Annotated in this window: 26 protein-coding genes; 19 read left to right on the top strand and 7 right to left on the bottom strand. The window is 68.4% G+C overall.

What is annotated here, in order from left to right:
• Positions 1-2: 2 nt before the first annotated feature.
• Positions 3-2,720, top strand: a complete 2,718-nt coding sequence (locus CA951_RS30625; protein WP_179220370.1) for a LuxR family transcriptional regulator — start codon at positions 3-5, stop codon at positions 2,718-2,720.
• Here CA951_RS30625 and CA951_RS30620 read toward each other — a convergent pair.
• Positions 2,707-3,363 carry a histidine phosphatase family protein gene (locus tag CA951_RS30620; RefSeq protein ID WP_087560434.1) on the bottom strand — a complete coding sequence of 219 codons (657 nt, stop codon included), beginning with the start codon at positions 3,361-3,363 and terminating at the stop codon, positions 2,707-2,709. The two genes, CA951_RS30625 and CA951_RS30620, sit on opposite strands and share 14 nt — an antisense overlap.
• Before the next feature lie 119 nt (positions 3,364-3,482).
• Between CA951_RS30620 and CA951_RS30615 the strand changes: the two genes are divergently transcribed.
• The 8 genes from CA951_RS30615 (at position 3,483) to CA951_RS30580 (ending at position 11,432) form a co-directional block, all read left to right on the top strand.
• A complete protein-coding gene (locus tag CA951_RS30615; RefSeq protein WP_179220369.1) occupies positions 3,483-4,484 on the top strand; it encodes a LysR family transcriptional regulator in 1,002 nt (333 codons plus the stop codon).
• Positions 4,485-4,674: 190 nt separating this feature from the next.
• A complete protein-coding gene (locus CA951_RS30610; protein ID WP_087560432.1) occupies positions 4,675-5,988 on the top strand; it encodes an MFS transporter in 1,314 nt (437 codons plus the stop codon).
• A complete protein-coding gene (locus tag CA951_RS30605) occupies positions 5,985-7,175 on the top strand; it encodes a CaiB/BaiF CoA-transferase family protein (RefSeq protein WP_179220368.1) in 1,191 nt (396 codons plus the stop codon). The genes CA951_RS30610 and CA951_RS30605 overlap by 4 nt, the downstream gene beginning before the upstream one ends.
• Before the next feature lie 47 nt (positions 7,176-7,222).
• A complete protein-coding gene (locus tag CA951_RS30600) occupies positions 7,223-8,371 on the top strand; it encodes an acyl-CoA dehydrogenase family protein (protein WP_087560431.1) in 1,149 nt (382 codons plus the stop codon).
• A gap of 62 nt (positions 8,372-8,433) precedes the next feature.
• Positions 8,434-9,198 (top strand): SDR family NAD(P)-dependent oxidoreductase, encoded by a 765-nt coding sequence (locus CA951_RS30595; protein ID WP_087560430.1) that lies wholly within the window; start codon positions 8,434-8,436, stop codon positions 9,196-9,198.
• A complete protein-coding gene (locus tag CA951_RS30590; RefSeq protein WP_087560429.1) occupies positions 9,195-9,974 on the top strand; it encodes a crotonase/enoyl-CoA hydratase family protein in 780 nt (259 codons plus the stop codon). Before CA951_RS30595 ends, CA951_RS30590 begins: the two co-directional genes overlap by 4 nt.
• 30 nt (positions 9,975-10,004) lie before the next feature.
• On the top strand, positions 10,005-11,168 hold the full coding sequence (locus CA951_RS30585) for a thiolase family protein (protein ID WP_087560428.1): 1,164 nt from the start codon (positions 10,005-10,007) through the stop codon (positions 11,166-11,168).
• 3 nt (positions 11,169-11,171) lie between these two features.
• Positions 11,172-11,432 (top strand): hypothetical protein, encoded by a 261-nt coding sequence (locus CA951_RS30580; RefSeq protein WP_143543114.1) that lies wholly within the window; start codon positions 11,172-11,174, stop codon positions 11,430-11,432.
• Positions 11,433-11,453: 21 nt separating this feature from the next.
• Here CA951_RS30580 and CA951_RS30575 read toward each other — a convergent pair whose 3' ends face one another.
• Complete coding sequence (locus CA951_RS30575; RefSeq protein ID WP_012689589.1) at positions 11,454-12,065, bottom strand: TetR/AcrR family transcriptional regulator; 612 nt, start codon at positions 12,063-12,065, stop codon at positions 11,454-11,456.
• Positions 12,066-12,226: 161 nt separating this feature from the next.
• Positions 12,227-13,177 (bottom strand): hypothetical protein, encoded by a 951-nt coding sequence (locus CA951_RS30570; RefSeq protein ID WP_087560426.1) that lies wholly within the window; start codon positions 13,175-13,177, stop codon positions 12,227-12,229.
• Between the two features lie 153 nt (positions 13,178-13,330).
• On the opposite strand from CA951_RS30570, the gene CA951_RS30565 reads away from it, so the two are divergent.
• From CA951_RS30565 to CA951_RS30535, 7 genes are all read left to right on the top strand, one after another.
• Positions 13,331-14,482, top strand: a complete 1,152-nt coding sequence (locus CA951_RS30565) for an acyl-CoA dehydrogenase family protein (protein WP_087560425.1) — start codon at positions 13,331-13,333, stop codon at positions 14,480-14,482.
• Between the two features lie 124 nt (positions 14,483-14,606).
• A complete protein-coding gene (locus tag CA951_RS30560; RefSeq protein ID WP_087560424.1) occupies positions 14,607-15,401 on the top strand; it encodes an enoyl-CoA hydratase-related protein in 795 nt (264 codons plus the stop codon).
• A gap of 29 nt (positions 15,402-15,430) precedes the next feature.
• Positions 15,431-16,165: an SDR family NAD(P)-dependent oxidoreductase gene (locus tag CA951_RS30555; RefSeq protein ID WP_087560423.1), complete on the top strand. Its 735-nt coding sequence runs from the start codon at positions 15,431-15,433 to the stop codon at positions 16,163-16,165.
• Positions 16,166-16,190: 25 nt separating this feature from the next.
• Entirely contained in the window at positions 16,191-17,852 is a 1,662-nt protein-coding gene (locus CA951_RS30550; RefSeq protein ID WP_087560422.1) for a class I adenylate-forming enzyme family protein, read from the top strand.
• A gap of 11 nt (positions 17,853-17,863) precedes the next feature.
• Positions 17,864-19,006 carry an acyl-CoA dehydrogenase family protein gene (locus CA951_RS30545; protein WP_087560421.1) on the top strand — a complete coding sequence of 381 codons (1,143 nt, stop codon included), beginning with the start codon at positions 17,864-17,866 and terminating at the stop codon, positions 19,004-19,006.
• An 89-nt stretch (positions 19,007-19,095) separates the two neighbouring features.
• Positions 19,096-19,758: a TetR/AcrR family transcriptional regulator gene (locus CA951_RS30540; RefSeq protein ID WP_087560420.1), complete on the top strand. Its 663-nt coding sequence runs from the start codon at positions 19,096-19,098 to the stop codon at positions 19,756-19,758.
• Positions 19,755-20,354, top strand: coding sequence for a hypothetical protein (locus CA951_RS30535; protein ID WP_087560419.1), 600 nt, complete (start codon positions 19,755-19,757; stop codon positions 20,352-20,354). The genes CA951_RS30540 and CA951_RS30535 overlap by 4 nt, the downstream gene beginning before the upstream one ends.
• Here CA951_RS30535 and CA951_RS30530 read toward each other — a convergent pair.
• Positions 20,351-20,584, bottom strand: a complete 234-nt coding sequence (locus tag CA951_RS30530; RefSeq protein ID WP_087560418.1) for a hypothetical protein — start codon at positions 20,582-20,584, stop codon at positions 20,351-20,353. The genes CA951_RS30535 and CA951_RS30530 overlap by 4 nt on opposite strands.
• A gap of 255 nt (positions 20,585-20,839) precedes the next feature.
• On the opposite strand from CA951_RS30530, the gene CA951_RS30525 reads away from it, so the two are divergent.
• Together CA951_RS30525 and CA951_RS30520 are read left to right on the top strand one after the other, a co-directional pair.
• On the top strand, positions 20,840-22,381 hold the full coding sequence (locus CA951_RS30525) for a DUF4118 domain-containing protein (protein WP_087560417.1): 1,542 nt from the start codon (positions 20,840-20,842) through the stop codon (positions 22,379-22,381).
• A 63-nt stretch (positions 22,382-22,444) separates the two neighbouring features.
• The gene (locus tag CA951_RS30520) at positions 22,445-22,864 is read left to right on the top strand and encodes a LytTR family DNA-binding domain-containing protein (protein WP_087560416.1); all 420 of its coding nucleotides are present in this window, start codon (positions 22,445-22,447) and stop codon (positions 22,862-22,864) included.
• On the opposite strand, the gene CA951_RS30515 is transcribed toward CA951_RS30520, so the two are convergent.
• On the bottom strand, positions 22,842-23,519 hold the full coding sequence (locus CA951_RS30515) for a response regulator transcription factor (protein ID WP_087560415.1): 678 nt from the start codon (positions 23,517-23,519) through the stop codon (positions 22,842-22,844). The genes CA951_RS30520 and CA951_RS30515 overlap by 23 nt on opposite strands.
• A 288-nt stretch (positions 23,520-23,807) precedes the next feature.
• Here CA951_RS30515 and CA951_RS30510 point away from each other — a divergent pair, with 288 nt between their 5' ends.
• Positions 23,808-24,101, top strand: a complete 294-nt coding sequence (locus CA951_RS30510; RefSeq protein WP_087560414.1) for a hypothetical protein — start codon at positions 23,808-23,810, stop codon at positions 24,099-24,101.
• Between the two features lie 58 nt (positions 24,102-24,159).
• Here the strand turns inward: CA951_RS30510 and CA951_RS30505 are convergent, their stop codons facing one another.
• Positions 24,160-24,465 carry a WhiB family transcriptional regulator gene (locus CA951_RS30505; protein ID WP_087560413.1) on the bottom strand — a complete coding sequence of 102 codons (306 nt, stop codon included), beginning with the start codon at positions 24,463-24,465 and terminating at the stop codon, positions 24,160-24,162.
• 200 nt (positions 24,466-24,665) lie between these two features.
• On the bottom strand, positions 24,666-25,523 hold the full coding sequence (locus CA951_RS30500) for an SGNH/GDSL hydrolase family protein (RefSeq protein WP_087560412.1): 858 nt from the start codon (positions 25,521-25,523) through the stop codon (positions 24,666-24,668).
• Between the last annotated feature and the right edge of the window lie 184 nt (positions 25,524-25,707).

The raw sequence follows: 25,707 nt of genomic DNA, 5'->3' as shown, positions 1-25,707 counted from the left end.
ATGTGAACGAGTCCGTGTTCGACTGCGCCATAGAACGATTGAGTGCCGGTGCCGGTTCGACGTGCCTGATTCTCGGTGAGGCCGGCACCGGCAAGACACACCTCCTGCGGAGCACGATCGACGCCGCCCGCAGGCGCGGATGGACGTGCTTGTACGCCGCGGCGCACGAGTACGACCGCGACATCCCGTACGCGACGGTGCGCACTCTCGTGGGAGTCCACGGCCACACTGCGGTACCGAGCGACCCGAATGGTGTGACGGCGCTGTTGCAGTCGATGACGGATTCGTCGCCGGTCGTCGTGGTCGTGGACGACGCGCACCTGGCGGACGAGGACAGCCTCGTCGCCGTGACCCTCGCCGCCCGGCATCTGGCGGGCCGCCCGCTCCTCGTGATCTTCGCCTCGCGGACCCGGCCGTGGACGACCGGCGAACGTCTGGTCGCGACGATCGGCCACCTCGTGAGCGAACAGGCACAGACGGTCCTCGAGCTTCGGCCGGTGGAGGGGCAGGCCCTCGGCGAACTGGTCGAGTCGGTGCTCGGCGCCGCGCCCGACGAGCGACTGACCGGGTATCTGACCGAGCGGACGCGGGGAAACGCGCTGCTGGTCCGGGAAACGGTGAACGCGTTGCACGCTGCGGGTGCGGTCCGGATCGAGCAGGGGATCGGCTACCTGGTCGACGATTCCCCGCCCCGGTTCGCGCACCCTGCGGCGTTGCTCCACCGGCTGTTTCCCCGGGATCGCGCCGTCCGTGCACTGGGTCGTCTGATCGCGGTATTCGGACGGGTCGATCTGGACTACCTTCCTCTCCTCGCCGAGCTGGCGAAGAGGTCGCTGGGCGAGGTCCGAGCCGTCTTCGACTCACTGGTCGCGAGCGGTGCGCTGGTGGCAACGGGGTCCGGATGGTACGACTTCGGCCACCCCCTGATCGGTGAGTTGCTCTATGACGAGATCGGTCCGGCCGAGCGCCGCCGCGTCCATTCTGCGATCGCCGCGCGGATCGCGGGCACCGACCACGAGCTGGGCATGCCGGCCCTCGAGCGCGCCCGGCACGTCACCGAGGGTGCGGCGCGCGGCGACAGGGTCGCGGTCACGGTGGCGTTGCGTGCCGCCGATCGTGCGCTGCGCACGTCGCCGCGCGCTGCCGCCCGCTGGTACGGCCGGGCGCTGGACCTGTCGCCACGCGCGGACGCCGCTGCCGGCGAGATACTCGGCAGGCAGTCCGCGGCGTACTGGAAGGGTGCACGGCCGGCCCCGGCCATCGAAGCCGGCAGACAATCGCTCGGCGTCCTCGAGGCGGGCCGTTCCCGCGACCGCACCGTGGCGACGATCGTGCACTGCCACAACGCGATGAGCGATCCGCAGAGTGCTCTGGACCTGCTGGTCGCCGAGGCGGGGCAGGCGAGAGACCCGACGCCGTACCTCGCGCAGCGCGCGGCGATGTCGGCGCGCCTCGGCGACACGGATCAGGGGCGCGTCCTGGCCGCGACGGCGTGGTCACAGGTGCGCGAGTCGACCCCGGCGGACCAGGTGGTCGCCTACACGTACCTCGCTCAGGTCGAAGCCTCCGTCGGTACGTTCCCGAATCTGCTCGAGGCCGTCGACCGGCTCGAGATCCTGGGAACCGACGAGCGGGCACTCCCGGTGGGAACGCGCGTGGCTGCGTTGGAGTCGGCAGCGCACCACGCCGCAACGGCGGGCGCGACCGGTCGTGCGAACGCGCTGCTGACGAAGGCGGGTGACGCCGCCGGACTCGCCGGATACGGAAACCTGGGCGGGCAAGCCGTACTGGCTCGCGCGCTCACCGAGTTCGCGGCCGGCGATTGGACCGCGGCGTCCGAGACCAGTGCCCGGGAGGCAGTCCATCTCGAATTCTCGGGTATGCGCAGTACTCTGGTTCGGCTGCGATGTGTGGAGGTGCAGATCCTCACGGGCCGAGGTGATTTCCGGCGTGCGGCGTCCGTGCTGGCAGCGACGAAGCCGCCTGCCTCCTGCCGGATCGACTTCGCGACCTGGCAGGCAGTGCAGGCGACGGTCGAGGTGTCGAGGTCCCGGTGCGAGGACGCCATCCCGGTCCTGGACCGACTGCGGTCGGAAGCGGGCGCCCGCGGCTGGAACGAGGTCGGGACCATCACCCACGCGAGTCTGGTCGAGGGCTACCTCGCTCGGGGAGAGGTCGAGGCCGCAGGGCGCGTCGCGGACGAGTTCTGCCGCCTTGCGGACGACATCGGTTCGCCCACGGCCCGGATGGCGTCCGGCATCGGTCATACCCTCAGCTTCGGTGACGTGGACCGCGCTCGCGACGTGCTTCTCGAGGCCGAGGAGCAGGGCCTGCACTACATCGCGGCGCAGGCCCACCATGCGCTGGGCGTCGTCGGCCGGGACGTCGCCGATCACCTCGAGGCCGCCTGGGCACTGTTCAAGAAGATGGGCGCGACGCTGTGGCTGAAGCGGGTCGAGGCCGCCGGCAGGTCGCGCGGTCTCGTCCTCGGCCGACGTGTCGACAAGTCGGGGGCACCCGGACCTCTCACCGATGTGGAGAGTCAACTCGTCACGCTGGTCCGAGACGGCCTCAGCAACCGGGAGATCGCCGAGGTTCTCCACTACAGCAGCAAGACCGTCGAGGCCTACCTCACCCGCCTCTACAGGAAGACCGGCTACAACTCGCGGGTCGAGCTGATCGTGGCCCATGAGCGGGCGGACAGTTTCACCGGTAGGTGACCCAGGGGTCCGGGAGATGACCGTGCTCGTTGAACGCCACGAGGGACGTCCCCGACGAGCCGATCACGATCTTGGTAACGCCGGAATTGACCGCGACCCTGTTCAGGGCGAGCCATTGCGGGAAGCCGCCACCCAGCAGTCGGGCGGTCACCCAGGCGATCGCGCCGGCGCTGGAGAAGACGACACCGGTCTGCCCGCGTTCGAGCCCTCCGGCAACGCGGTCGAGGGACGCGTCGACCCGGGCCGTGAACGCACCGAACGTCTCGGCGTAGTCGGCGTCGTGGTCGCCGGACGACCACCGTGTGGACGCCCGCTCGAGCAGTCGCTGGAAGGCGCGCGAATCCGTCTTCGCCCGCGGATCGTGCTCACCGTTCGCAGCCAGCAGGGCGCTCGCGTCGAACTCGTCCCAACCCGGATCGACGTCGGGGTGCGTCGTGTGCCAGGCGGCTGCCGCGCTTGCCTCCTGAGCCGTCTCTCGTTGGCGTTTCATGCTTCCGGTGACTGTCCGGGCGGGCGCGATGCCGCGACGATTCAGTTCGGTGCCGAGGGCGCGACTCTGTTCTCGGCCGCGCGGCGACAGGCGGTCGTAGTCGTCGGTGCCGAAGGATGCTTGTCCGTGACGGACCAGAAGAACAACACTCATGCGGCGGAGGCTAATTCACCCGACCACCGGCGGGATACCCTTCTCGGCCGGTCGCCGCACACTCTCGGGAGAACCCTATCGGCCGCCCACCGCGGTGCCGGTACCTCTAGATTCAGAGCATGGACATGCGGCAGATGGAGTACTTCCTCGCTGTAGTCGACTGTGGCGGCGTCACCCGCGCCGCGGCGCAGTTGCGTGTGGCGCAGCCTTCGCTGTCGCAGGCGGTGCGCAAGCTCGAGAAAGACCTGGGCGTCGAGTTGTTCCACCGCGTCGGCCGTGGCCTCGTGCTGTCCCCGGCCGGTGAGGCGCTCGTCGGCCCGGCACGCACCATCCTGCGGGAGGTGGAATCGGCCGAGAACACCGTGCGCGACGTCGGGGCGATGCGCGGCGGCCGAATCGACATCGCTTCGCTCTCGGACCTGTCCTCGGATCCGCTGTCGGTGTGGGTCGCCAAGTTCCGCCGGCAGTACCCCGACGTGCGGTTCCACATCGAAGATCGGGACGAGACCGCCGATATCGTGTCCCTGGTCCGGTCGGGGGCGTGTGAGCTGGGCGTTCTCGCGCTGCCCCTGCCGACCGAGGACCTCGTCGGGGAGGAGCTCATCGATCAGCAGCTCGTGCTGGTGTGTCCGCCCGGCACCGACGCCCGGTGGCCCGACCCGGTGCCGATCCAGTCGTTGACCCGCATTCCGTTCGTCATGGGCGAAAAGGGCACGGCGACGCGGGATTTCATCGACCGCTCGCTCCGGTTGCACGGCGTCGAACCCGACGTCGCGGTGGAGGTGCGTCAGCGTGGCGCCGTGCTGCCGATCGTTCTCGCGGGCGGCGGGGTCTCGATCGTGGCCCTGCGCAGCGGACTCGACGCGATGCTGCGCGGCGGGGTGGTGCGTGAACTCTCGCCGCGGCTCACCCGCCGCATGGGTGTGGTCCGCCGTCCCGGCCGGATGACCCAGGCGTCCACGGAGTTCCTCGCCTGCGCCCGCGCGTCTTTCGAGGAGTTCGCCGCGTCCATCGCCGTGCACATGTCCTCCGGTGTGTCCCTCGTGGAGGCCGCGCAGTTGACGCGGGCCGAATCCGACCGCCGGATTCGCGACGACAACGCACGTTCCACCAACTCATAGGCAATTGCAGTATTTCTCCTACTTTTCTGGTCTTTGACCTGATCGATCCTCGGGACTTGAATGGTGTGTACCTGATCACACCGTTGCGACGGGATCCGGATCGATCACCTAGAAGGTCGCATTCGAGATCCGTCCGGACTGGTTCATGCCATGCAGACATGTCGCGACGGTTCGTTCCCGAAGAGGCCCTATGACTCAGATATCGACGCCGACCACCGCAGCGTCCCGGCGTACCAGATCGGCGCTGACCCGCCGCGCCTGGATGATTACCGGACTGCTCGTCGTGTTCATGCTCATCAATTTCGCCGACAAGTCCGTCATCGCGTTCGCCGGCGTCCAGATCCAGAAGGATCTGGGCCTGACGCCGCAACAGTTCGGCATGATCCAGAGCAGCTTCTTCTGGCTGTTCGCCGCCGGCGCCCTGTTCTTCGGCTGGCTGTCGTCCAAGGTGAGTATCCGATGGCTGCTGGCCGGACTGATGCTGCTCTGGGTAACCACCATGGTGCCCCTGACCGGCACCGTGACCTTCGGCGTCCTGGTGGCCTGCCGGCTCGTCCTCGGGTTCGCCGAGGGCCCGGCCTTCGCCCTCGCCAACCACGCCGTCCACTCCTGGTTCCCGCCGGAGAAGCGTGCCCTGCCGAGCAGCTTCGTCACCGCCGGATCCTCCCTCGGCGTCCTCATCGCTGCCCCCGTACTGACCTGGATCATCGTCCGCTGGGACTGGCACGCCGCGTTCTACCTCCTGATCACGGTCGGTCTGGTCTGGGTGGTCGCCTGGATCCTCCTCGGACGAGGCGCACCCACCGAGACCGCCGAGTCGGCCAAGGCAACCGTCGTCGACACCGTCGACGCCCCGTACCGGACGATCCTGCGCACCGGGACCGTGATCGGGATCGCGCTGTTGATGTTCTGCTCGTACTGGTCCACCACGCTCAAGGTGTCCTGGCTCCCCGTCTACCTCGAAGACGGCCTCGGCTACGACACCCTGACCACCGGACGGCTGGTCATGCTTCCCTACGGACTCGCGGCGGTCGGTGCGATCGCCGCCGGGTGGTTCTCGAATCGCCTCGTCTCCCGCGGCGTCTCCCGGAAGGTTGCGCGCGGCTACCTGTCGGCCGGCCTGATCGCCGGCGCCGGTATCACGATGGTCGGGTTCACCATCGTGTCGGCCGGACTGCTGCAGATCCTGCTCGTGTCCCTGGCCTTCTCGCTCAACACCGCGGCGTACGGCGTGGCGTTGACGGCAATCGCCGACGTCGTGCAGTCCCGCAAACGCGGCATGGTCCTCGGTGGCCTCGGCGCGGTGTCGAGTATCTCCGGCATGATCGCACCACTCGTACTCGGCTTTTCGGTCGGCCGGGCGGCCGACAAGATCTCCGGCTACGGCACCGGCTTCCTGATCAGCGGGATCCTGATGATCGTCGGTAGTGCGATCGCGGTGTTCCTGGTCAACCCGGAACGGGACATCACCCTCATCCGCAAGCGTGCCGAGGAGACCGCATGATCGACACGCCCCTCGACGGCGTCCGCGTCATCGACTTCGGTCAATTCATCGCTGCCCCCGCCGCCACCCAGGTCCTGGTGGACCTCGGCGCCGACGTGATCAAGGTCGAACCGGTGCACGGCGAGTCGGCACGCGGAATCGGCGCGCACGGTAAAGCCATGGTGGAGAACTACAACCGCGGCAAGCGGGCAATCGCGCTCGACCTCAAGGACCCGCGCGGTCAGGAGATCGCCCGCCGGCTGATCGCCGACGCCGACATCGTGGTGCAGAATCTGCGCCCCGGGGTGATGGACAAACTCGGTCTGGGCGCGGAGGAGATGCGCACCGCGCATCCGCACCTCGTGTACGCGACGGTGAGCGGGTTCGGCCTGCACGGACCGTCCAGGAACCGTGCCGGCCTCGACATCGCCGCGCAGGCGGAGAGCGGCCTGATGTGGGTGACCGGCGAACACGACGGCGAGCCGCAGAAGGTCGGTGCCCAGATCGTCGACGCCGCCACCGGCTACGTCTGCGCCCAGGCAATCCTCGGCGCCTACATCCGGCGCCTGCGCACCGGCGAGGGCGACACCGTCGAGGTGTCGCTGCTCGAGGTCGCCATTCATCTGCAGGCCCCGAACTGGGGCGCCTATCTCGACACCGGCAACGAACCACGGCGCATGGGTAACGGTCAGCCGACGGTCGCCCCGGCCGCCGACATCATGCCCACCAGCGACGGCAGCGTCGTCGTCTCCGCCTACTCCGAGGTCCACTTCCGTCGACTGTGCCGACTGCTGGGCCGGGCGGAACTCGCCGACGACGCCCGGTTCGCCGACAACGAGAGCCGGGTCCGCAACCGCCCCGCCCTGCTCACCGAGTTGCGCGCCGCGTTCGCGACCATGACGAGCGACGAGGCGATGGACGTGCTCGCCGCCAACGGTGTCGTCGCCGGGCGGATCAACACCTATCCCGAAGCGATGCGCAGCCCCGACGTCCAGGCCTCCGGGCTCTTCATCGAGGTCAGCCGCCCCGACGGCGTGCCTGCGACGGCTCTCGGCACGCCGTGGCACCTCGAGAGCGTCCCGAAGCTGCCCACGGCGGGTGCGCCCGACCTCGGGCAGCACACCGCCGAACTGATCGCCGAACTCGGCTACCCGACCGACGCGCTCGATGCGCTGGCCGCCGACGGCGTCGTCGCACTCGGCCGCTGACATCCGTCGACGGCGCTTGCCGTCGACCCATTTTCGAAGGAATCACCATGCAACGCAACATCTTCACCGACGACCACGATGCCTTCCGTGACGTGGTCCGCCAGTTCATCGCCAAGGAGATCGTCCCGAACCTGCCCGACTGGGAGGCGGCCGGCTGCATCCCCCGCGACTTCTACACCAAGACAGCGGCACTCGGGATCAACGGACTGCAGGTGCCCGAGCAGTACGGCGGCGGCGGCATCGACAGCTTCCTGTTCAACACCGTCGTCTACGAGGAGATCGGTTACGCGGCCGCCTCGCTCGGCGGCTTCCAGGTGCACTTGAACACCGTGCTCCCGTACTTTCTCGAATACGCCAATGAGGAACAACGCGACCGCTGGTTCCCCGGCTTCGCCGACGGTGCGCTCGTCAGCGCGATCGCGATGACCGAACCCGGCATCGGATCCGATCTCGCCGGTGTCACCACCACCGCCATTCGCGACGGCGACGACTACGTCCTCAACGGGAACAAGACGTTCATCACCGGCGGCATCAACGCCGACCTCGTGATCGTGGTCGCGAGGACCTCGAAGGATCCCGAGAATCGCCGCAACGGTCTGTCGCTGCTGGTGGTCGAATCCGACATGCCCGGGTTCACTCGCGGTCGCAACCTGCACAAGATCGGGATGAAGTCGAGCGACACCGCCGAACTCACCTTCGACAACGTCCGGGTGCCCGCGGCCAACCTCCTCGGTGAGGAAGGCGCCGCCTTCAAGATGCTGGCGCACAACCTGCCGCAGGAGCGGCTGTCGATCGCGATCACCGCGCAGGCCACGGCCACCGCCGCGGTCGACCTGGCGATCGCGTACGCCAAGGAGCGGATGGTGTTCGGTAAGCCGCTCGCCGGCTTCCAGAACACGAAGTTCGTACTCGCCGAGTGCGCGACCGAGTTGCAGGCCGGGCAGGCCCTGATCGACCAGGCACTGATCGCTTTGGACGCAGGCACTCTCACTCCCGCCGACGCGGCCAAGGTGAAGCTGTTCTGCACCGAGGTGCAGGCCCGGGTCATCGACAAGTGCCTGCAGGTGCACGGCGGCTACGGCTACATGACCGAGTATCCGATCGCGCGACTGTACGCCGATGCCCGCGTCACCCGGATCTTCGGCGGCACCAGCGAAGTCATGAAGAGCGTCATCTCGAAGTCGATGGGGCTCTAGGCATCTCGCACTCCACACCATTCCGGGCGCCACTGGGCCCCGGCCACATCGAAGGTTCAGCCATGCAGATCAAGGACATCAACGCCGTCGTCACGGGCGGAGCATCCGGACTCGGACTCGCCACCGCCACCCGGCTGGTCGAGTCCGGCGCCACCGTCACCCTGCTCGACCTCCCCGGTTCGCCGGGGGCGGAGCACGCCGAGGCGCTCGGGCCCGCGGCGCGGTTCGTGCCGACCGACGTGACCGACGGCGACGCGGTGGCCGCGGCTTTCGCCGCCGCTGCCGAGCGCGGCCCGGTGCGGGCCGTCGTGCACTGCGCAGGCCGCGGACGACCGATGCGCGTGCTCACCAAGGACCGCAAGGCTGCCGACCTGGAGCCCTTCGAGTCGGTGATCCGGCTCAACGTGATCGGGACGTTCAACGTGCTGCGGTTCGCGGCCGAGGCGATGGCCGCGAACGAGTTGCTGGGCGGCGACCGCGGCGTGTGTGTCCTGACCGCATCCGTCGCCGCCTACGAGGGTCAGATCGGGCAGATCAACTACGCGACGTCCAAGGCGGGCATCGTGGGGATGACACTGCCCGCCGCCCGCGACCTCGCGGGTGTCGGGATCCGGGTGTGCACCATCGCGCCCGGTGTGTTCGCGACGCCGCTTCTTCTCAATGCACGCGACGACATCCGGGACGCGCTGGCGGCGTCGGTTCCGCATCCGCAGCGGCTCGGCGAGCCCTCCGAGTTCGCCGCGCTGGCCGAGCACATCATCGAGAACGGCATGCTCAACGGTGAGACGATCCGCCTCGACGGTGCGATCCGGATGGCACCTCGGTGACCGCGGAGCCCCTCGGGCCGGTCGTGCTGACGGAACGGGTGGGGTCGGTGCTGGTCATCACGCTGAACCGGCCGCAGGCCCGCAACGCGGTGGACCGTGCGGTCGCGGAGGCCGTCGCCGGGGCGGTTCGACTGCTGAACTCCGATCCGCAGCTGAGAGTGGGTGTGCTCACCGGGGCCAGCGGATACTTCTGCGCAGGAATGGATCTCAAGGCTTTCCTGCGGGGTGAGAGCCCGCGCGTCGAGGGTCGTGGATTCGCCGGGCTGGTGGAGGCGCCGCCCGCCAAGCCCCTGATCGCCGCCGTCGACGGTCCCGCGCTCGCAGGCGGTTTCGAGATCGTCCTGGCGGCGGACCTCGTCGTCGCCGCGCCGACCGCAACGTTCGGCCTGCCCGAGGTCCGCCGCGGCCTGGTCGCCGCCGCGGGCGGGTTGACCCGGCTGCCCGCACGGCTGCCGCGAGCGGTGGCGCTGGAGATGGTGCTCACCGGCAGGACCATGACCGCCGCGCAACTGCACCCGCTGGGGCTGGTCAACCGGCTGGCCCCCGAGGGCGAGGTGTTGTCGGCGGCACTCGAACTGGCCGCGGAGATCGCCGGCAACGGGCCGCTCGCAGTCCGGGCCAGCAAGCGGGTCGTCGACGAGTCGCCCGGCTGGCCGCATGCGGAGATGTTCGAGCGGACCCGGCAGATCGTGATGCCGGTCTTCGACTCGAACGACGCCCGCGAGGGCGCCGCCGCCTTCACCGAACGCCGCGCCCCGGTCTGGACCGCGACGTGATCACCGAGAACGAGAGAACAGGAACACACCATGCGTGATGCAGTCATCGTCGAAGCCGTACGGAGCCCCATCGGCCGCCGCAAGGGCGGCCTCGCGGAGGTCCACCCCGTCGACCTGTCCGGGGCTGTGCTGACCGCGCTGCTCGACCGGGCCGGGGTCGACGCCGCGTCGGTCGACGACGTCGTGTGGGGATGCGTCGGACAGGTCGGTGAGCAGGCCGGCAACATTGCACGCAACGCGGTGCTGGCCGCCGGATGGCCCGAGTCCGTTCCCGGCACCACGATCGAGCGGCAGTGCGGATCGAGCCAGCAGGCACTGCATTTCGCCGCCGCGGGAGTGATCGCCGGCCAGTACGACGTCGTCGTCGCGGGCGGCGTCGAGTCGATGACCCGCATCCCGATGGGATCGGCGCGGCGCGTCGGCCTCGGTGACCCGAACAGCGAGGCGATTCGGCGACGCTACGACGGCATCGAGTTCAACCAGGGCCGCGGCGCCGAGATCCTGGCCGACAGGTACGAACTGAGCCGCGGCTGGCTCGACGAATACAGCCTGCGCTCACACCAGCGCGCCGCCGCGGCCGTCGACGAAGGCCGATTCGCCGGCGAGATCGTGCCTGTGACCCTGCCGGACGGAACGAAACTCGACGCCGACGAGGGAATCCGCCGAACCACGACGCTCGAGAAGCTCGCCGAGTTGAAGCCTGCCTTCGGCGACGACGGCCGCGTCACCGCGGGCAACGCCTCGCAGATCTCCGACGGCGCCGCGGCCCTGCTGGTGATGTCCGGCGACCGGGCCCGAGACCTCGGACTGACCCCGCTGGCCCGGGTACACACCGCAACCGTCGTCGGCGACGACCCGGTCGCGATGCTGGCCGGACCCATCCCCGCCACCGCACGGGTGCTCGAACGCGCAGGTCTGACACTCGACGACATCGGAGCCTTCGAGGTCAACGAGGCGTTCGCCAGCGTCGTCGGCGCCTGGCTGCGGGCCACCGGGGCACCGGAAGAGCGGGTCAACGCGCTCGGCGGAGCGATCGCTCTCGGGCATCCGCTCGGCGGATCCGGGGCCCGCCTCGCCACCACCCTCGTGCACCACCTGCGCGCCGAGGGCGTCCGCTACGGACTGCAGACGATGTGCGAAGGCGGCGGCATGGCCAATGCCACCATCTTCGAAAACCTCGCCGTCACGGTCTGACCCGTGGCTACCGGAGTGGAGAGGGTGGACGCAGCCATACTCGAGTTCGCGTGCCGGTGGCTGCCCTACGGTGGTCCACCGCCCGACGAGATCTGGATCGGGTTCGGTATGACGACACCCGGATTCGACCGGAGACTGTCGAGAATTCTGGAGGGTGTCGCGGCACGCGAAGTGCCTGCCGAAGTCCGAGCGCGGCTCCGCACCCAGCTGTCCGAGCGGGCACGACGGTGGACGATTCGATCGAGATCCACCCTGTCGTCGTAGGGCGCACCGGTGACGTCTCGCTCAGGCGCGGCGCAGCCCGTCGAACGTCAGCTCGACGACGGCGTCGGCGAGGTCGGCGACGGTCCCGCCGGTGCGCGGGCGGTACCACTCGATCAGCGAGTTGACCGTGCCGAACACGAGCCGGCTGGTGAGAGCGGGATCGATCCCGGGCCGCAGGTCGCCCTCCTCCGCCGCCGCGACCACGAGGTCGCTGACGAAGGCGTCGAACTCGCGGCGGCGGGCGAGCGCGCGACGCTCCACCGCGGTGTTGCCCCGGACGCGGAGCAGGAGCGTGACGTACGGGAGTTCGGCGGCGAGGACCTCGACACTGCGGCGGACTAGGTATTCGAGGCGGTCGATATACCGGCCGCTCGTCGCCTTCTCCTCGGTGGTGACCGCGAAGAGAGCGTTGAGTGCGCGCGACAGCGCCAGTTCGAGGAGCTCAGACTTCCCGGACACATGGTGATAGATCGACGACTTCGTGATTCCCAGGCGCTGGGCCAGCACCTCCATGCTGGTGCCGTCGTAGCCCTTGTCGTTGAAGACCTTGACCGCCACAGCGAGCAGCGAGTCGAGGTCGTAGCCGGGGCGTCCGGGCGATCCGGTCTTCCGTGCGGGGCGTGCCGTAGTCATGCGCGCAATCCTTCCAGGTGCAGAACTCCACCGCACCGGTGCGCCGTCGTCCACAGGAGCCGACCGAAGGTTCGGTTCAGCTGAGAATACCGTGGCCGACCCGGCAGTGGTGAACCGCGTGAACGGGCCGAGCCGCTACGCGAACGGCGGCATCACCCAGCTCATCGGCCCAGCGCCTGGGTGCGGCCTTCTTTCCGGGCCTTCGCGAGGCCGCGGCGGGCCATGAATCCGTTGGCCAGGAGCAGGACCGTCTTGTTCGGCGGCGCCGTGAACCCGCCCTGCGTGTGCGGTGCGTACACCGCCTCGGTGCCGGTGACCTCGATCCAGCCGGTGTTCTGACGGGACTCGAGGCCGACGAGCTGGGGCCGGTACGCGTGGGCGAGCAGGCCGGCGCGGCGGCCGCCCTGCGGCACCCCGGCGGGGACCCTCAACCGCAGACCCTCGTGGCTCGCCGAGTTCACGTCGACCGGCACGACGGTCGGATAGCCGTCGGCCTCGCGGTAGGCGAGCAGCACGTGCGGCAGCTTCCGGGCCCGCTGACCGGTCTTCACCGCATCCACCCGTGGTCCGGTGCCCTTCTTCGGCGGCTTCTGTGGCGCCGCTTCGGCGTCGGGGCGCGGTGCGCCGTACACCTCGGGCTCGCCCGTCGTGCGCAGGTCGGGCCAGGCGGTCACCCGTGTGACCGCGACCGTCACCAGTACCCGGTCGGTGTAGTAGGCGCTGAGCCAGCGGTCCCAGAATCGGCCACGCCGCGGCGCTCCCACATAGGGGGCTGAGCGCTCGCCGAGTGCGTCGAGGAGATCCCGGTCGGGGCTGGGATCGAACGTCGCGTCACCTTGCACGAGCACGTAGCGCCGGTTGGTGCCGTCGCCGATTCCGTGCTCGCGCGCATGGAAGGCGAGCGCCACCCGGGGTTCCGCCTTGATGCGCTCGAGCTTGCGGCCGAAACCCAGCGAGGTGGTGAATCCGACGGTGCCCTGCTCGCGATCGCGCAGCCCGAAGGGCGCCACCGCGGCCACCACCGCGCCTCCCGCGGGCGTGACGTACGCGAACCCGCTGGTGAGGTCGTCGCGGATGACCTCGTCGACGTCGTCCGACCAGGTGACCGGCATGTCCCGAGCCTACCCAGGCGACATGGCAGCGGACCAGCACTTCGAGGCCGCCGAGGGTTGACGCCTCCACCGAAATGAACAATGCTTCATTTGTTGTGAGCAATCGCTCAAATCTAATGATCATGCATTCACTTCGGCATCGAGGAGCATTCCATGGACCTGACACTGACCGAGGAGCAGAAGGAGTTCCGGCAGCTGGCCCGCGACTTCCTGAACAAGGAAGTCGTCCCGCACCGCGCCGAATGGGACCGCGCCGAGTCGGTAGACACCGCGATCGTCGGGAAACTCGCCGACATCGGCTTCTTCGGCATGACCATTCCCGAGGAATACGGCGGGCTGGGCGGCGACTACATCACGTACTGCCTCGGGATGGAGGAACTCGGCCGGGCTGACTCCGCGGTCCGGGGCATCGTGTCGGTGTCGATGGGGCTGGTGGGGAAGGTGATCCTCTCGCACGGCACCGAGGAGCAGAAGCACGAATGGCTGCCCCGCATCGCGTCCGGTGAGGCGCTCGCCTGTTTCGGGCTCACCGAGCCCGACAACGGGTCGGACCCCGGAAATCTGAAGCCCAAGGCGGTGCGCAGCGGCGACGAGTACGTCATCAACGGTTCCAAGATCTTCATCACCAACGGCACGTGGGCCAAGGTGTGCCTGGTGTTCGCGCGCACCGGAGGTCCGGGGCCCAAGGGTGTCTCGGCCTTCCTGGTCCCGACGGACACCCCTGGCTTCGAATCCCGCGAGATCCACGGGAAGCTCGGACTCCGCGGGCAGGCGACCGCCGAGTTGTCGTTCACCGACGTGCGGGTGCCGGCGAGTTGCCTCCTCGGATCGGAGGGGCAGGGCTTCTCCATCGCGATGCACTCGCTGGACAAGGGCCGCGTCTCGGTGGGCGCCGGATGCGTGGGGATCATCCAGGGCTGCCTCGAGGCGGCCGTCGACTACGCCCGCGAGCGCACGCAGTTCGACCGTCCGCTCGCGTCGTTCCAACTCGTGCAGGACCTGATCGCCGACATGTCCGTCGACGCCGACGCCGGGCGGCTGCTCACCTGGCGGGCGGCCGATCTGATCGAGCGCGGGGAGCCGTTCGGGACGGCCGCGTCGAAGGCGAAGTACTTCTGCAGTGAGGCCGCGGTTCGTGCCGCCAACAATGCGATCCAGCTGTTCGGCGGGTACGGCTACATCGACGAGTACCCCGTCGCCAAGTACATGCGCGATGCGCGGGTGATGACGCTGTACGAGGGCACGAGCCAGATCCAGAAGTTGCTGATCGGCCGGGCGGAGACCGGGATCAGCGCCTTCTTCTAGCGGTCGCAGGGCTGCGTGACCCTTGACACACTCCGGGTGTGAATGTACGTTCATTTTTATCGAATACTGGTTCACAAAGTTTGAACCGAAACTCATCACAGCCTTTTCCGAGGAAGGAATTACCGTGACCGTTTACGAAGACATCACCTACGAGGTCGACGGCCCGGCGGCGATCGTCACGATCAACCGCCCAGCCCGCTACAACGCATTTCGCGGTAAGACCGTCGAGGAACTGATCAAGGCCTTCCGCTCGGCGTGGGCCGACGACGCGGTGCAGGCGATCATCCTCACCGGTGCGGGGGAGAAGGCGTTCTGCACGGGCGGCGACGTCAAGCAGCGAGCGGAGACCGGCGACTACGGCCCCACCGAGAGCGGCATGTTCGAGATCGGCAACCTGCACAAACTGATCCGCGACGTCCCCAAGCCCGTCATCGCGGCGGTCAACGGCATCGCCGTCGGCGGCGGCCACGTGCTCCACGTGCTCTGCGACCTCACCATCGCGTCCGAGACCGCGAAGTTCGGCCAGGCGGGACCGCGGGTGGGCTCCTTCGACGCGGGCTTCGGCTCGGCGTTCCTGGCGCGCGTCGTCGGCGAGAAGCGGGCCCGCGAGATCTGGTACCTCTGCCGTCAGTACGACGCCGTCACCGCCGAACGCTGGGGACTGGTCAACTGGGTCGTCCCCGCAGACCGCCTGCTCGACGAGGCGAAGGCCGTCGCCGCGGAGATCGCGGAGAAGAGCCCCACCACGCTGCGCTTCCTGAAGCAGTCGTTCAACGCGGACACCGACCACCAGGCCGGACTGAGCAACCTCGCGATGTCGGCGCTCGACCTGTTCACGCATTCACCCGAGGGGCTCGAGGGGGCGACGGCGTTCGCGGAGAAGCGCAAGCCCGAGTTCAACAAGTACGTGAACGCCTGAGTCCGACACACACGGGAAGGGGAAACATCATGAGTAACAACATCGCAGTGGTCACCGGCGCAGGATCCGGCATCGGCCGCGCCATCGCGCTCGCGCTCGCCGAGCAGGGCGATCGGGTGGTCGTCGCCGACCTCGACCTGCAGGCCGCGGAGAAGACCGCGGCCGAGAGGCCCGACCGGCTCTTTCCGATGACCGTCGACGTCGCCGACCGGACGCAGGTCGACGCCCTGCGCGACCGGGTCACGGCCGAGGTGGGGGTCGCGAACATCCTCGTCAACGCGGCGGGATGGGACCGCACCGACCAGTTCCTCAACGCCACCACCGAATTCGCCGAGAAGGTCGTCGCCATCAACTACCTCGGCCCTGTACACATGTGCAGTGCCTTCCTCCCCGGCATGGTAGAGGCGGGTGGCGGTGGGCGGGTCATCAACCTCGCGAGCGATGCCGGCCGTGTCGGCAGCGCGGGGGAGAGCATCTACGCGGGTGCGAAGGGCGGCGTGATCGCCCTGTCGAAGTCGCTGGCCCGAGAGATGGCCCGGCACGGGATCAACGTCAACTGCGTGTGCCCCGGCCCGACCGACACACCGCTGTTCCAGGCGCAGGCGGAGAAGCTGAAAGAGGCTCTGGTCAAAGCTATTCCGTTCCGTAGGCTCGCGCGCCCGGAAGAGGTTGCGGCGCCGGTCGTGTTCCTCGCGTCCGAATCCGCATCGTTCATCACCGGCCAGGTGATCAGCGTCAGCGGTGGCCTGACCATGGCCGGCTGACCGGCGCCGGGACGGAGGACTCATCATGACGTACACGTACGATGCGCACGCCTATCGTCAGTACTTCGAGCACGACTTCACCTATCTGAACGGCTTCCGGCGCAACACCCACCGGTACGCCGATCGACTCGCGATGCAGTCCCCGTCGACCGGCGAGAGCTGGACGTACGCCGAACTCGGCGACCGGGTCGACCGGCTCGCCACCGGACTCGCCCGCGCTGGTGTCGCTCCCGGCGACGTCGTGGCCTACCAGTTGTTCAACGGCCCGGAGTTCGCCCAGCTGTACCTGGCCGGGCAGGCCTGCGGGGCGGTCGGATCGCCGATGAACTTCCGGCTCGCGTCCGGCGAGACGGCGTACATCCTCGACGCGAACCGTCCCACGGTGTTCGTCTACGACACCGAGATCGGCGAGATGGTGCGGGACGCGCTGGCGCGCTCCACGTACAAGCCTGCGCTCGTCGTCGCCGTCGGTCCGGGAGAGCCCCTGCCGGGGAACGGCTTCGAGGTGATCCGGTTCGACGACCTCGTCGCCGAATCGGCGTCGCCACCGGAGGTGACTCGCACGGTGTGGGACGAGACCACCCGGCTGTTCACGTCGGGAACGACCGGCATGCCGAAGGGCGTCCCGCTCAACAGCATGATCGAGATCTTCAGCGCCCACGACGTGATCATGCACTTCCCGTTAACGGCGGAAGACAAGACGCTGAACATGACGCCGTGGTTCCACCGGGGTGGGCTGTACTGTGCCGGACCGAATCCCACGTTCTATCTCGGTGCGTCGCTGGTGGCGGTGCGCAGCTTCGACGCCGACGTCACGCTCGACCACGTCGAGGAGTACGGGCTGACGTTCCTGATCGGCGCCCCGACCAACCTGGCGATGCTCGCGCGTGCCCAGGAGGAGAAGCCCCGTGACCTGTCCACCCTGAAGGGCATCGTCACGATGGGTGCGCCCCTCGAGCGGGAGGCGGCGCTGCACTACCAGAAGGTGCTGAATCCGCGCATCTTCAACGGCTACGGCAGCACCGAAGGATTCTGGAACACCTTCCTGCGGCCCACCGATCTGCCGGACATGGCCGGGACCGCGGGACGGGCCTGCATCGACGACGACGTCGCCGTGGTCAGGTTGTTCGACGACCGCCTCGCCGACGCCCACGAGACGGTCGCGAGGGACGGAACGGAGATCGGTGAGGTCATCGTCCGTTCCCCGAAGGGCGCCAACGCCTATTTCGATGCCCCGGAGCAGGAGAAGCAGAAGTTCCGGAACGGCTGGCTGCACATCGGCGACCTCGCCACCTGGGACGAGAAGGAGTTCGTGACGATCGTCGGACGCAAGGACGACATGCTCCTGTCCGGCGGCGAGAACGTCCACCCCGTGCAGATCGAGGAAGCGCTGAACGAGCATGCGTCGGTGACGGATTCGCTCGTCGTCGGTGTTCCGGACGACAAGTGGGGACAGGTCGTCGTCGCGTACGTCGTCGCCACCGCACCGGTCCCGTCCGCCGACGAACTGGACGACTTCTGTCGCAGGCACCCGATGCTGTCGCAGTTCAAGCGGCCCCGTGCGTACCGCTTCGTGGAGTCGCTCCCCGTATCGGCAACGGGAAAGAAGCTGCACTACAAGGCAACCGACACCGCACGCAGGGAGTTCGAGAGCGGGGCCTTCGTCACCCCGGGCGCCCGCGGATAGGAGAGAGAACCATGACCATCGAATACGAATTCGAGCACCACCAGTTCCGGGACAGCGTCCGCAGCTTCGTTCGCGAGCGGATCGTCCCGCGCCACGAGCAGTGGGAGAGCGAAAGCTGTCTCGACCCGGCACTGTTCACCGAAGCGGGCAAGCAGGGTCTGCTCGGTTTCCCGGTCCCCGAGGCGTACGGGGGTCCGGGCGTCGAGGACTTCCGCTACAACGCGATCGTCATCGACGAGGTCAACCGGGTGGGTGCCGCCGCCGCGGGCATCGCGTTCTCCCTCCAGAACGACGTCGTGCTGCCGTACCTGACGGACATGACGACCGAGGAACAGAAGGCCCGGTGGCTTCCGGGAACCGTCACCGGGGAGACCGTGCTCGGGATCGCGATGACCGAGCCCGGCACCGGCAGCGACCTCACCGGCATCCGCACCACGGCGGTGCGGGACGGCGACCACTATGTGGTGAACGGCAGCAAGACGTTCATCTCCAACGGCCAGAACGGAACGCTCTTCGTCGTCGCCGTGCGCACGTCGCCGGACAAGCACAAGGGATTGTCGCTGCTCGTCGTCGAGTCGGACACTCCGGGGTTCTCCCGTGGCCGCAACCTGGAGAAGATCGGGCTGCACGCCCAGGACACCAGCGAGTTGACGTTTACCGACATGCGCGTTCCGGTGGCCAACCTGTTGGGGGAGGAGGGGCAGGGTTTCTATCAGCTCGTCCACAATCTGCCGCAGGAGCGGCTGTCCCTGTCCGTCGGCGCCGTCGCCGCCGCGGAGGGTGTCCTCGAGCAGACGCTGGCGTACGTGAAGGAGCGCAGCGCCTTCGGACAGCCGATCGCCGGATTCCAGAACACCCAGTTCGTTCTCGCGGAACTGGCCACGGAACTCGACCTGGCGCGCACCTACCTCGACGACTGCATCCGGCAGCACGTCCGCGGGGAGCTGACCGCGGCCCGTGCGGCACGGCTCAAGTGGTGGACCACCGAACTGCAGGTCCGCGTCGCCGACCGGTGCCTGCAACTCCACGGCGGATACGGCTACATGCGCGAATACGCGGTGGCGCGCGCGTTCGTGGACGCGCGGATCCAGACCATCTACGGCGGCACCACCGAGATCATGAAGACGATCGTCGCGAAGGATCTCGGTATCTGACACGGACCGGACTGCGGTTCCGGTCCCGCGCGGGATACTGTGAATACCCATTCACCGCAGGTTCCGCCACCAAGGAGAGGTCATCTGTCATGGCGAAGGACACGTCCGCCCTTCCACTCGACGAGGCGGTCCGCGCCGTCCGCGTCAGCTCGCGTCGACGTCAGGTGCTCGATGCCGCCGTCACGGTGATGCAGCGGACCGGGTTCCATCAGATGTCCATGCAGGCGCTCGCCGACGAGGCGCAGGTGAGCGTGGGGCTGATCTACAAGTACTTCGGCGGCAAGGAGGAGATCCTCCTCGCCACGATCGTCGACATCCTCGACGCCTTCCGTGATCAGCTCGAGCCCGCGATGGACGCCGCGGGAACCGACCCCATCGAGCGGCTGGCCGCCGGGTTCCGGCGGTTCGGCGAGATCGTCGACGAGAATCTGGACGCCGTCGTGCTGACGTACCGGGAGAGCCGGACCCTCGACCAGGACGGGCGTGAGCGGATCAAGGAACTCGAGGTGGCGACGTCCAAGCCGCTCCACGACGCCCTCGAGGCCGCGATCGCCTCCGGGATCGCGAGCGACCTCGACGTCGACCTGACGACGTTCGACATGATGATGCTGGCGCACGGGTGGGCGCTCAAGCACTGGCATTTCGCGTCCCGCTACACCGTCGACCAATACATCACGGCGCAAACACGATTCATTCTCCGCACCGTCTTGTCGGATCGGAGCGCCGCGGCGTACCGGCACCTGACCGAATGACGCGATGGCGTTTCGACGGTGAGATCACCGGCCTGGGCACCGGGTCGGGTGTCCGCATCGTCGTCGGCCACTGGCCGCGATCGCCGCTGGGGGAGTTCACCGACGTGATGGTCGAACACGCTGACGGCATGCGCATGCTCCTCGCACCGTCGGACGCCGTCCGCGATTTCGTCACCGCGACGTACACCTTCGACCGGACGGTGATCACGCCCGTCCACTACACGCGGTCCGGCGACAGTAGGACGGTCCGGGCAGGCGACCTGCATGTGCGGTTCGAGGTCGGGGCCCGCACCCCGCTCGGACACCTGCTGAACCTGGTGCCGCGGACCGTCGCGAGCGCGCCGTGGTTCTGCGCGGTCAGCGACCCGATCGCCCGCGTCGTTCTCCGCGGTGTGCGCACCCGTGGCACCGCAGGCAACGGGCGTCGCGAATTCTACGGCGCCGTCGACCAGCGGCGGCTCGCCGGAATGTCGGCCACCTGGTGCGGCGAGAACCTCGGCGCCCTGAGGCCGGTCGATCCGCCCGTCCGGTTCGGGTTCGGCTCGACCCCGCGGACCCCGGCGGTCACGTCGATCGTCACGACGATCGACGACTAGTCGAAGAGCGTGGGGGATTCTCCCGGCTGATCGCGGGCGGGCGGTTGGACTTCGCCCGCCGGGCTCGTCGCCTTGTGCACCACGGACAGCGTCGTCGTCCGGACCGACAGTCGATGTCCGTCGGGATGCTGCAGCGAAGCCATGCCCTTGCTGACCTCGATGACCAGCCATGGGCCGGCGTGACCGGACGCCTGCACCAGATCACCAACCTGTATCTGTACGGCTACCACCGCGTCCTCCCAAGGTCTACTGCATCGGCCTGTGCCCAGCGTAGCGACATCGGCCGGTGTCAGCCGACTGACGGGAGCACCCGTCGAGACGGGGAGGGTCACCTCGATATGATGCACATCGAGGTCTGTCCGATAACTCCACGACTGATCCGAGCAAGCACGATGACGCGACAGTGGTCACGGCGGTCAATCGGAGCGCTGTCGCGGCGCGACGCCGCGCCCCCGATGGGGGCTGTCGATGCGGACACGCGAGAAATGCCTGCGCGTCTGATAGCGCTCCTGGTGCGCCCGACCACCCCTCCGCTGTGGCTGGGCATCGTGGTCGCCGCCACCGTGATCACCGTGGAAACCGTTGTGGTGCATCAACTCGACACGGTCGCGCCCCAGAACGCCTTCGGTGCGGTGTTCCTGCTCGGAGTCCTGGTGGTCTCGGCGCGCTGGGGATTCGTCCTGTCGGTGATGACGACGTTGGTGAGCGCAGTCGTCTACGTCTACTTCCACCTCCAGGTGGCGGGGTCCCTGCTTCCGACCAAACCCGGCGACTGGGTGGCTATCCTGGTCTTCCTGCCCGTCGCGCTGGTGGCCAACCTGATGGCCGGTCAGGCCAGGTTGCGCACTGCCGAGGCGGTCCTGCGCCGGCGCGAGGCCGAGGCCAGCCGCGACGAACTCGGTATTCTCGCCGCGCACCAGGCCGCACTGCGCCGGGTGGCGACACTGGCGGCGCGTGGAGTGAGCCCACCGGAAGTGTTCACCGCGGTCGCCGAGGAACTCGCGCTCTGGCTGCACGTGGTCAACGCCGTGCTCCTTCGCGACGACGGGGACGGCACGGGGACGTTGGTCGCCGTGCGATACGAGCCGGGGATCACCGCGATGTCCGACACCGGAGACAAAATCCCGATGGAGGGCGACGACGTCGGGGCGATCGTTCTCCGCACCGGCCGTGCCGCCCGGATCGACAACCACGAGCACGTCGGCGGGGAAGTCGCGACCCGCATTCGCGAAGGCGGCTTCGGATCGATCGTGGGAGTCCCGATCGTCGTGGACTCCCGGGTGTGGGGTGCGGCGATCGTCGGATCGCGACGCGCCGAGCCGCTGCCATCGGACACCGAGGCGCGACTCGGTGACTTCTCCGATCTCGTCGCGACCGCGATCGCGAATGCGGTGACCCGTGCCGAACTGCTCGCCTCACGCGCGAGGATCGTCGCAGCCTCCGACGAGGCCCGGCGTCGCCTGGAACGCGATCTTCACGACGGGGCTCAGCAGCGACTGGTGTCGCTGGGACTCGAGGTGCGGATGACGGAGGCATCGGTGCCTGCCGAATGGGTGGACGTGAAGGAGCAACTGTCGGCCGTCGCGTCGGGTTTGAAGGGGGTGTCGGAGGATCTGCGCGAACTCTCGCACGGAATCCACCCGGCGATCCTGTCGAAGGGAGGGCTGGGATCGGCGGTGCGGACGCTGGCACGTCGCTCGGCCGTCCCCGTCACCCTCGACGTCGCAATCGACGACCGCTTCGCGGAATCGGTGGAGGTAGCCGCCTACTACGTGGTCGCCGAGGCGCTCACCAACGCCGCCAAGCACGCGCGAGCCTCCGAGGTGCACGTGTCCCTGGGGACGGAGGACGGCATCCTCCACCTCGTGATCCGGGACGACGGCGTCGGCGGCGCCTCGTCCGCCGCGGGCTCCGGGCTCCTCGGATTGCAGGACCGGGTCGAGGCACTCGGCGGCCACCTGCGGATCACGAGCCCGCCGGGGCACGGCACCACGCTGGACGTCACCATCCCGGTCGCCTGCGAGTGAACGACGGGCACCCGCAGCATTTACTGCTAGCGGGAATGCGTAGCCGGCAGGATCGGGTCGACCATGGAGGGCATGGTGTTGCAGCCCGGTCGTCCACGATGCCTGATCGTCGATGACAGCCCCTGTTTTCTGGACACTGCCCGGCGACTGCTCGAGCAGCAGGGCATCCCCGTGGTCGGCACGGTGTCGAACAGCGCCGACGCGATGCGGACGGCCGCGGAACTGCAGCCCGACGTCATTCTGGTCGACGTCGAGCTCGGCGCGGAGAGCGGATTCGACCTCGCGCGGCGACTCGACGAGTCGTTTGCAGCGGCGGTGATCTTGATTTCCACGCACACCGAGCAAGACCTGGCCGACCTGATCGCCGGCAGTCCCGCGGTGGGATTCGTGTCGAAGACCGAGCTGTCGTCGGACGCCGTCCGGGATCTGCTGCGCGCTGACCGGGATCGCGTGGCGCCGGTCAGCGAGCCTCGAGAAAGGTGACGACCGCGAGAACCCGTCGGTGATCGTCGCCGGTCTCCGGGAGATTTAGTTTGGTCAGGATGCTGCGCACATGCTTCTCGACGGTTCCCTCGGTGACCCACAGTCGGCGGGCGATGCCGGCGTTGGACCGTCCTTCCGCCATGAGGGCCAGAACCTCCCGCTCTCGCGCGCTGAGTGCCGCGAGTGGGTCATTGCGCCGACGGGCGGAGACCAACTCCTGCACCAGCGCCGGGTCGACGACGGACGCTCCCGCGGCGATGCGCTGCAGGGTGTCGATGAAGTCGTCCACGTCGGTGATGCGGCTCTTGAGCAGGTAGCCGATTCCCCGGCCGCTGGCCAGTAGTTCCATCGCGTGCTCGACATCGGCGTGCGCCGACAGCACCAGGATGCCGACGTCGGGGAACTCTTCGCGTATCTCCCGGGCAGCGTCGAGGCCCTCGGTGGTGTGGGTCGGCGGCATCCGGATGTCGACCACCACCAGGTCGGGCGTTCGCGTCCGGACCAGTTCGAGGAGGGTGGTTGCGTCGCCGGTCTGTTCCAGGACATCGAAGCCGGAGCGGGTGAGCAGACTCGCCACACCCTCGCGGAGCAGGACGTCGTCCTCGGCCAGCATCACCCGTATCCGGGTCTTCGCCGGAGGGTGGGATTCGGCCATCGTCGACCTCGAGTTTCCCCGTCGTCCGTGAGAAAGCGCCCGATCACCGTCGAAGTGATCGATTTCGAGGTTACGTCATCGGCACCGGCCGACACGCCACAATGCCGCCTTGCACACGCCGGCCGGTAATGGAATTGCAGCTAGCAGGAAGACCGAGGTTACGGCTGGTAGCACCCGCAACCACCTGCTGGCTGTGGCGACTCCGGAACGTGTTCGGACGAAAATTTACATCAATGGTCGATCGATCATCAACCCGATCACAGCTCCAGAAAACGAAAGGTGAGAACAATGTACAAGCTCGCAATCCGCGCGGCCATCGCCGCAGCCGCAATCGCACCCCTGATCGCCCTCGGCGCCGGAACTGCCTCCGCGGCAACAGCAACCGACAGCGTCGGTACGCCCGTCGCGCGGGTCGTGCCGGATGCGGGGCCCGTCACCGACGTGCCGCAGTCGGGCTTCCCCTGGGGGTGGCCGGGAACCTACGGTCCCGAACGAGTGGAGTCCGGCCCGTTCGGTGGCGGTTTCGGTCGCTTCGGCGGTTTCGGACACTTCGGTGGCTTCGGTGGCCACGGCATGTTCTAGCTCGCGGTCGAATGCGTCTCGGCCACATGCACGTTCGACACCACTCGGCGGGGGCCGGTCAGCGCCGCGCGCCGGAGCGGGTTCGGCGAGCGTGGCGTCGGCGATCGGCCTCGGTCATCCCTCCCCAGATTCCGTAAGGTTCGTCCGCGGTGAGGGCGTGGTCGCGGCACCGGGCGAGCACCGGGCAGGTCTCGCAGATCTGGCGGGCGTTCGCCTCGCGGCGGGCCCGGGCTTGACCGCGTTCGCCGTCGGGGGAGAAGAACACCGACGATGCGACTCCGCGGCATGCGGCCACCTCGCGCCACTCCTCGTGGTGGGGTGCGGCCACGGGGGCCCGTATTCCTGACGTTTCTGCCAACAGCACTGCGGTCCTTCCGTTCCCGGCCCGTGGACGATCCACGTGTCGGGAAACAGATATCGTTTTTCTTCATGTGAGTGCCGGTATCGGTTACGTCCGTTGCCGGATAACAAACCGTACGACCCGTTTGAAGGATATACCGGATGGGCCCCGGGTGTGTCACCAGGTCGGGCGTCCGGCAGTCCGCGCCCGCCGACGCCCGCTGGTCAGGGGAGGGCCGCGACGACGAGCGAGGCCATCGCTCTGTGCCCTTCGTGGGTGGGGTGCAGGGGCATCGTGAACGACCGGGGGACGAGGCCCTCGAACCAGCGTCGATCGGACCCGGCGCACGCATCGTGCCCCACCGCGGCGGCGGCAACGTCGACGAACCGGGCGCCGTTCGCGCGTGCCGCATCGGCGAGAACGGAGTTCATTCTCGCGAAGAACTGCACGACGAAGGCGGCGTCGGCATCGCTCGTGGGGACGTAGGGCCAGCAGCCGCGGTCGCCGAAGATGCCGCCATGTCCCACCAGGAGCACAGTTGCTGCGGGGGACTTCGCGGCGATGGCGGCCAGGGTCGCGGACACCTTCGGGCCGAGCACGGTGAGGGCGTCGTTCATGCGCCGGGCCGTGGTGGCGTCGGAGCGGCATTTCGCGTCGAATCCCGGGGCGGGCGTGTAGCAGGGCTCGACCAGCGACGACCACGCGATGTCGTTTCCGCCGATGCTGACGGTGACGAGCGTCGTGTCCGGCGCGAGCGCCCCGATCTGCGGTGGCTGCGGTCCGGTGACGGTGAATTGCGGTGTTGTCGTGATGTTCTCGGTCTTCGCGCCTGCGCACGCCCGGCTGACGTACGACGCAGCACTCAGGGTGTCGGCGACGATCTGCGGGTACGCGTCGGACGTGCGGAAGCACCCGTCCCGAATCGACAGCAGATCCTGAGGCGACCCGGTGGCTCGCGAATCCCCCAACGCGACGTACCGGACGGCGGAATCCGGCGCCGCGTCGGCCACGGCCGGATGCGACCACGGGAGCGCGAGCGCCACCGCGCACGCGCCGAGGACCAAGGACAGGCCCGGCTTCACGGGAACGCTTCGAGGACGACCGGATGGTGCGGGCCCGGCGGGTTTTTCGTCATCACTCATCTTATTTCCGTCCGCCGGATATCGCCTGACTTCGACGGACCCGGTTTTGTCCGCGTCCGGTGAGATCGCGCACTTCGCGTCACGCTGAGTCCAATCGGTGACATCCACCCCGGCGTCGTTGAAG

This window comes from Rhodococcus sp. NCIMB 12038, assembly GCF_002165735.1.
GTDB lineage: Bacteria > Actinomycetota > Actinomycetes > Mycobacteriales > Mycobacteriaceae > Rhodococcus_F.
This window is presented reverse-complemented; position numbering and strand designations above follow the sequence as displayed.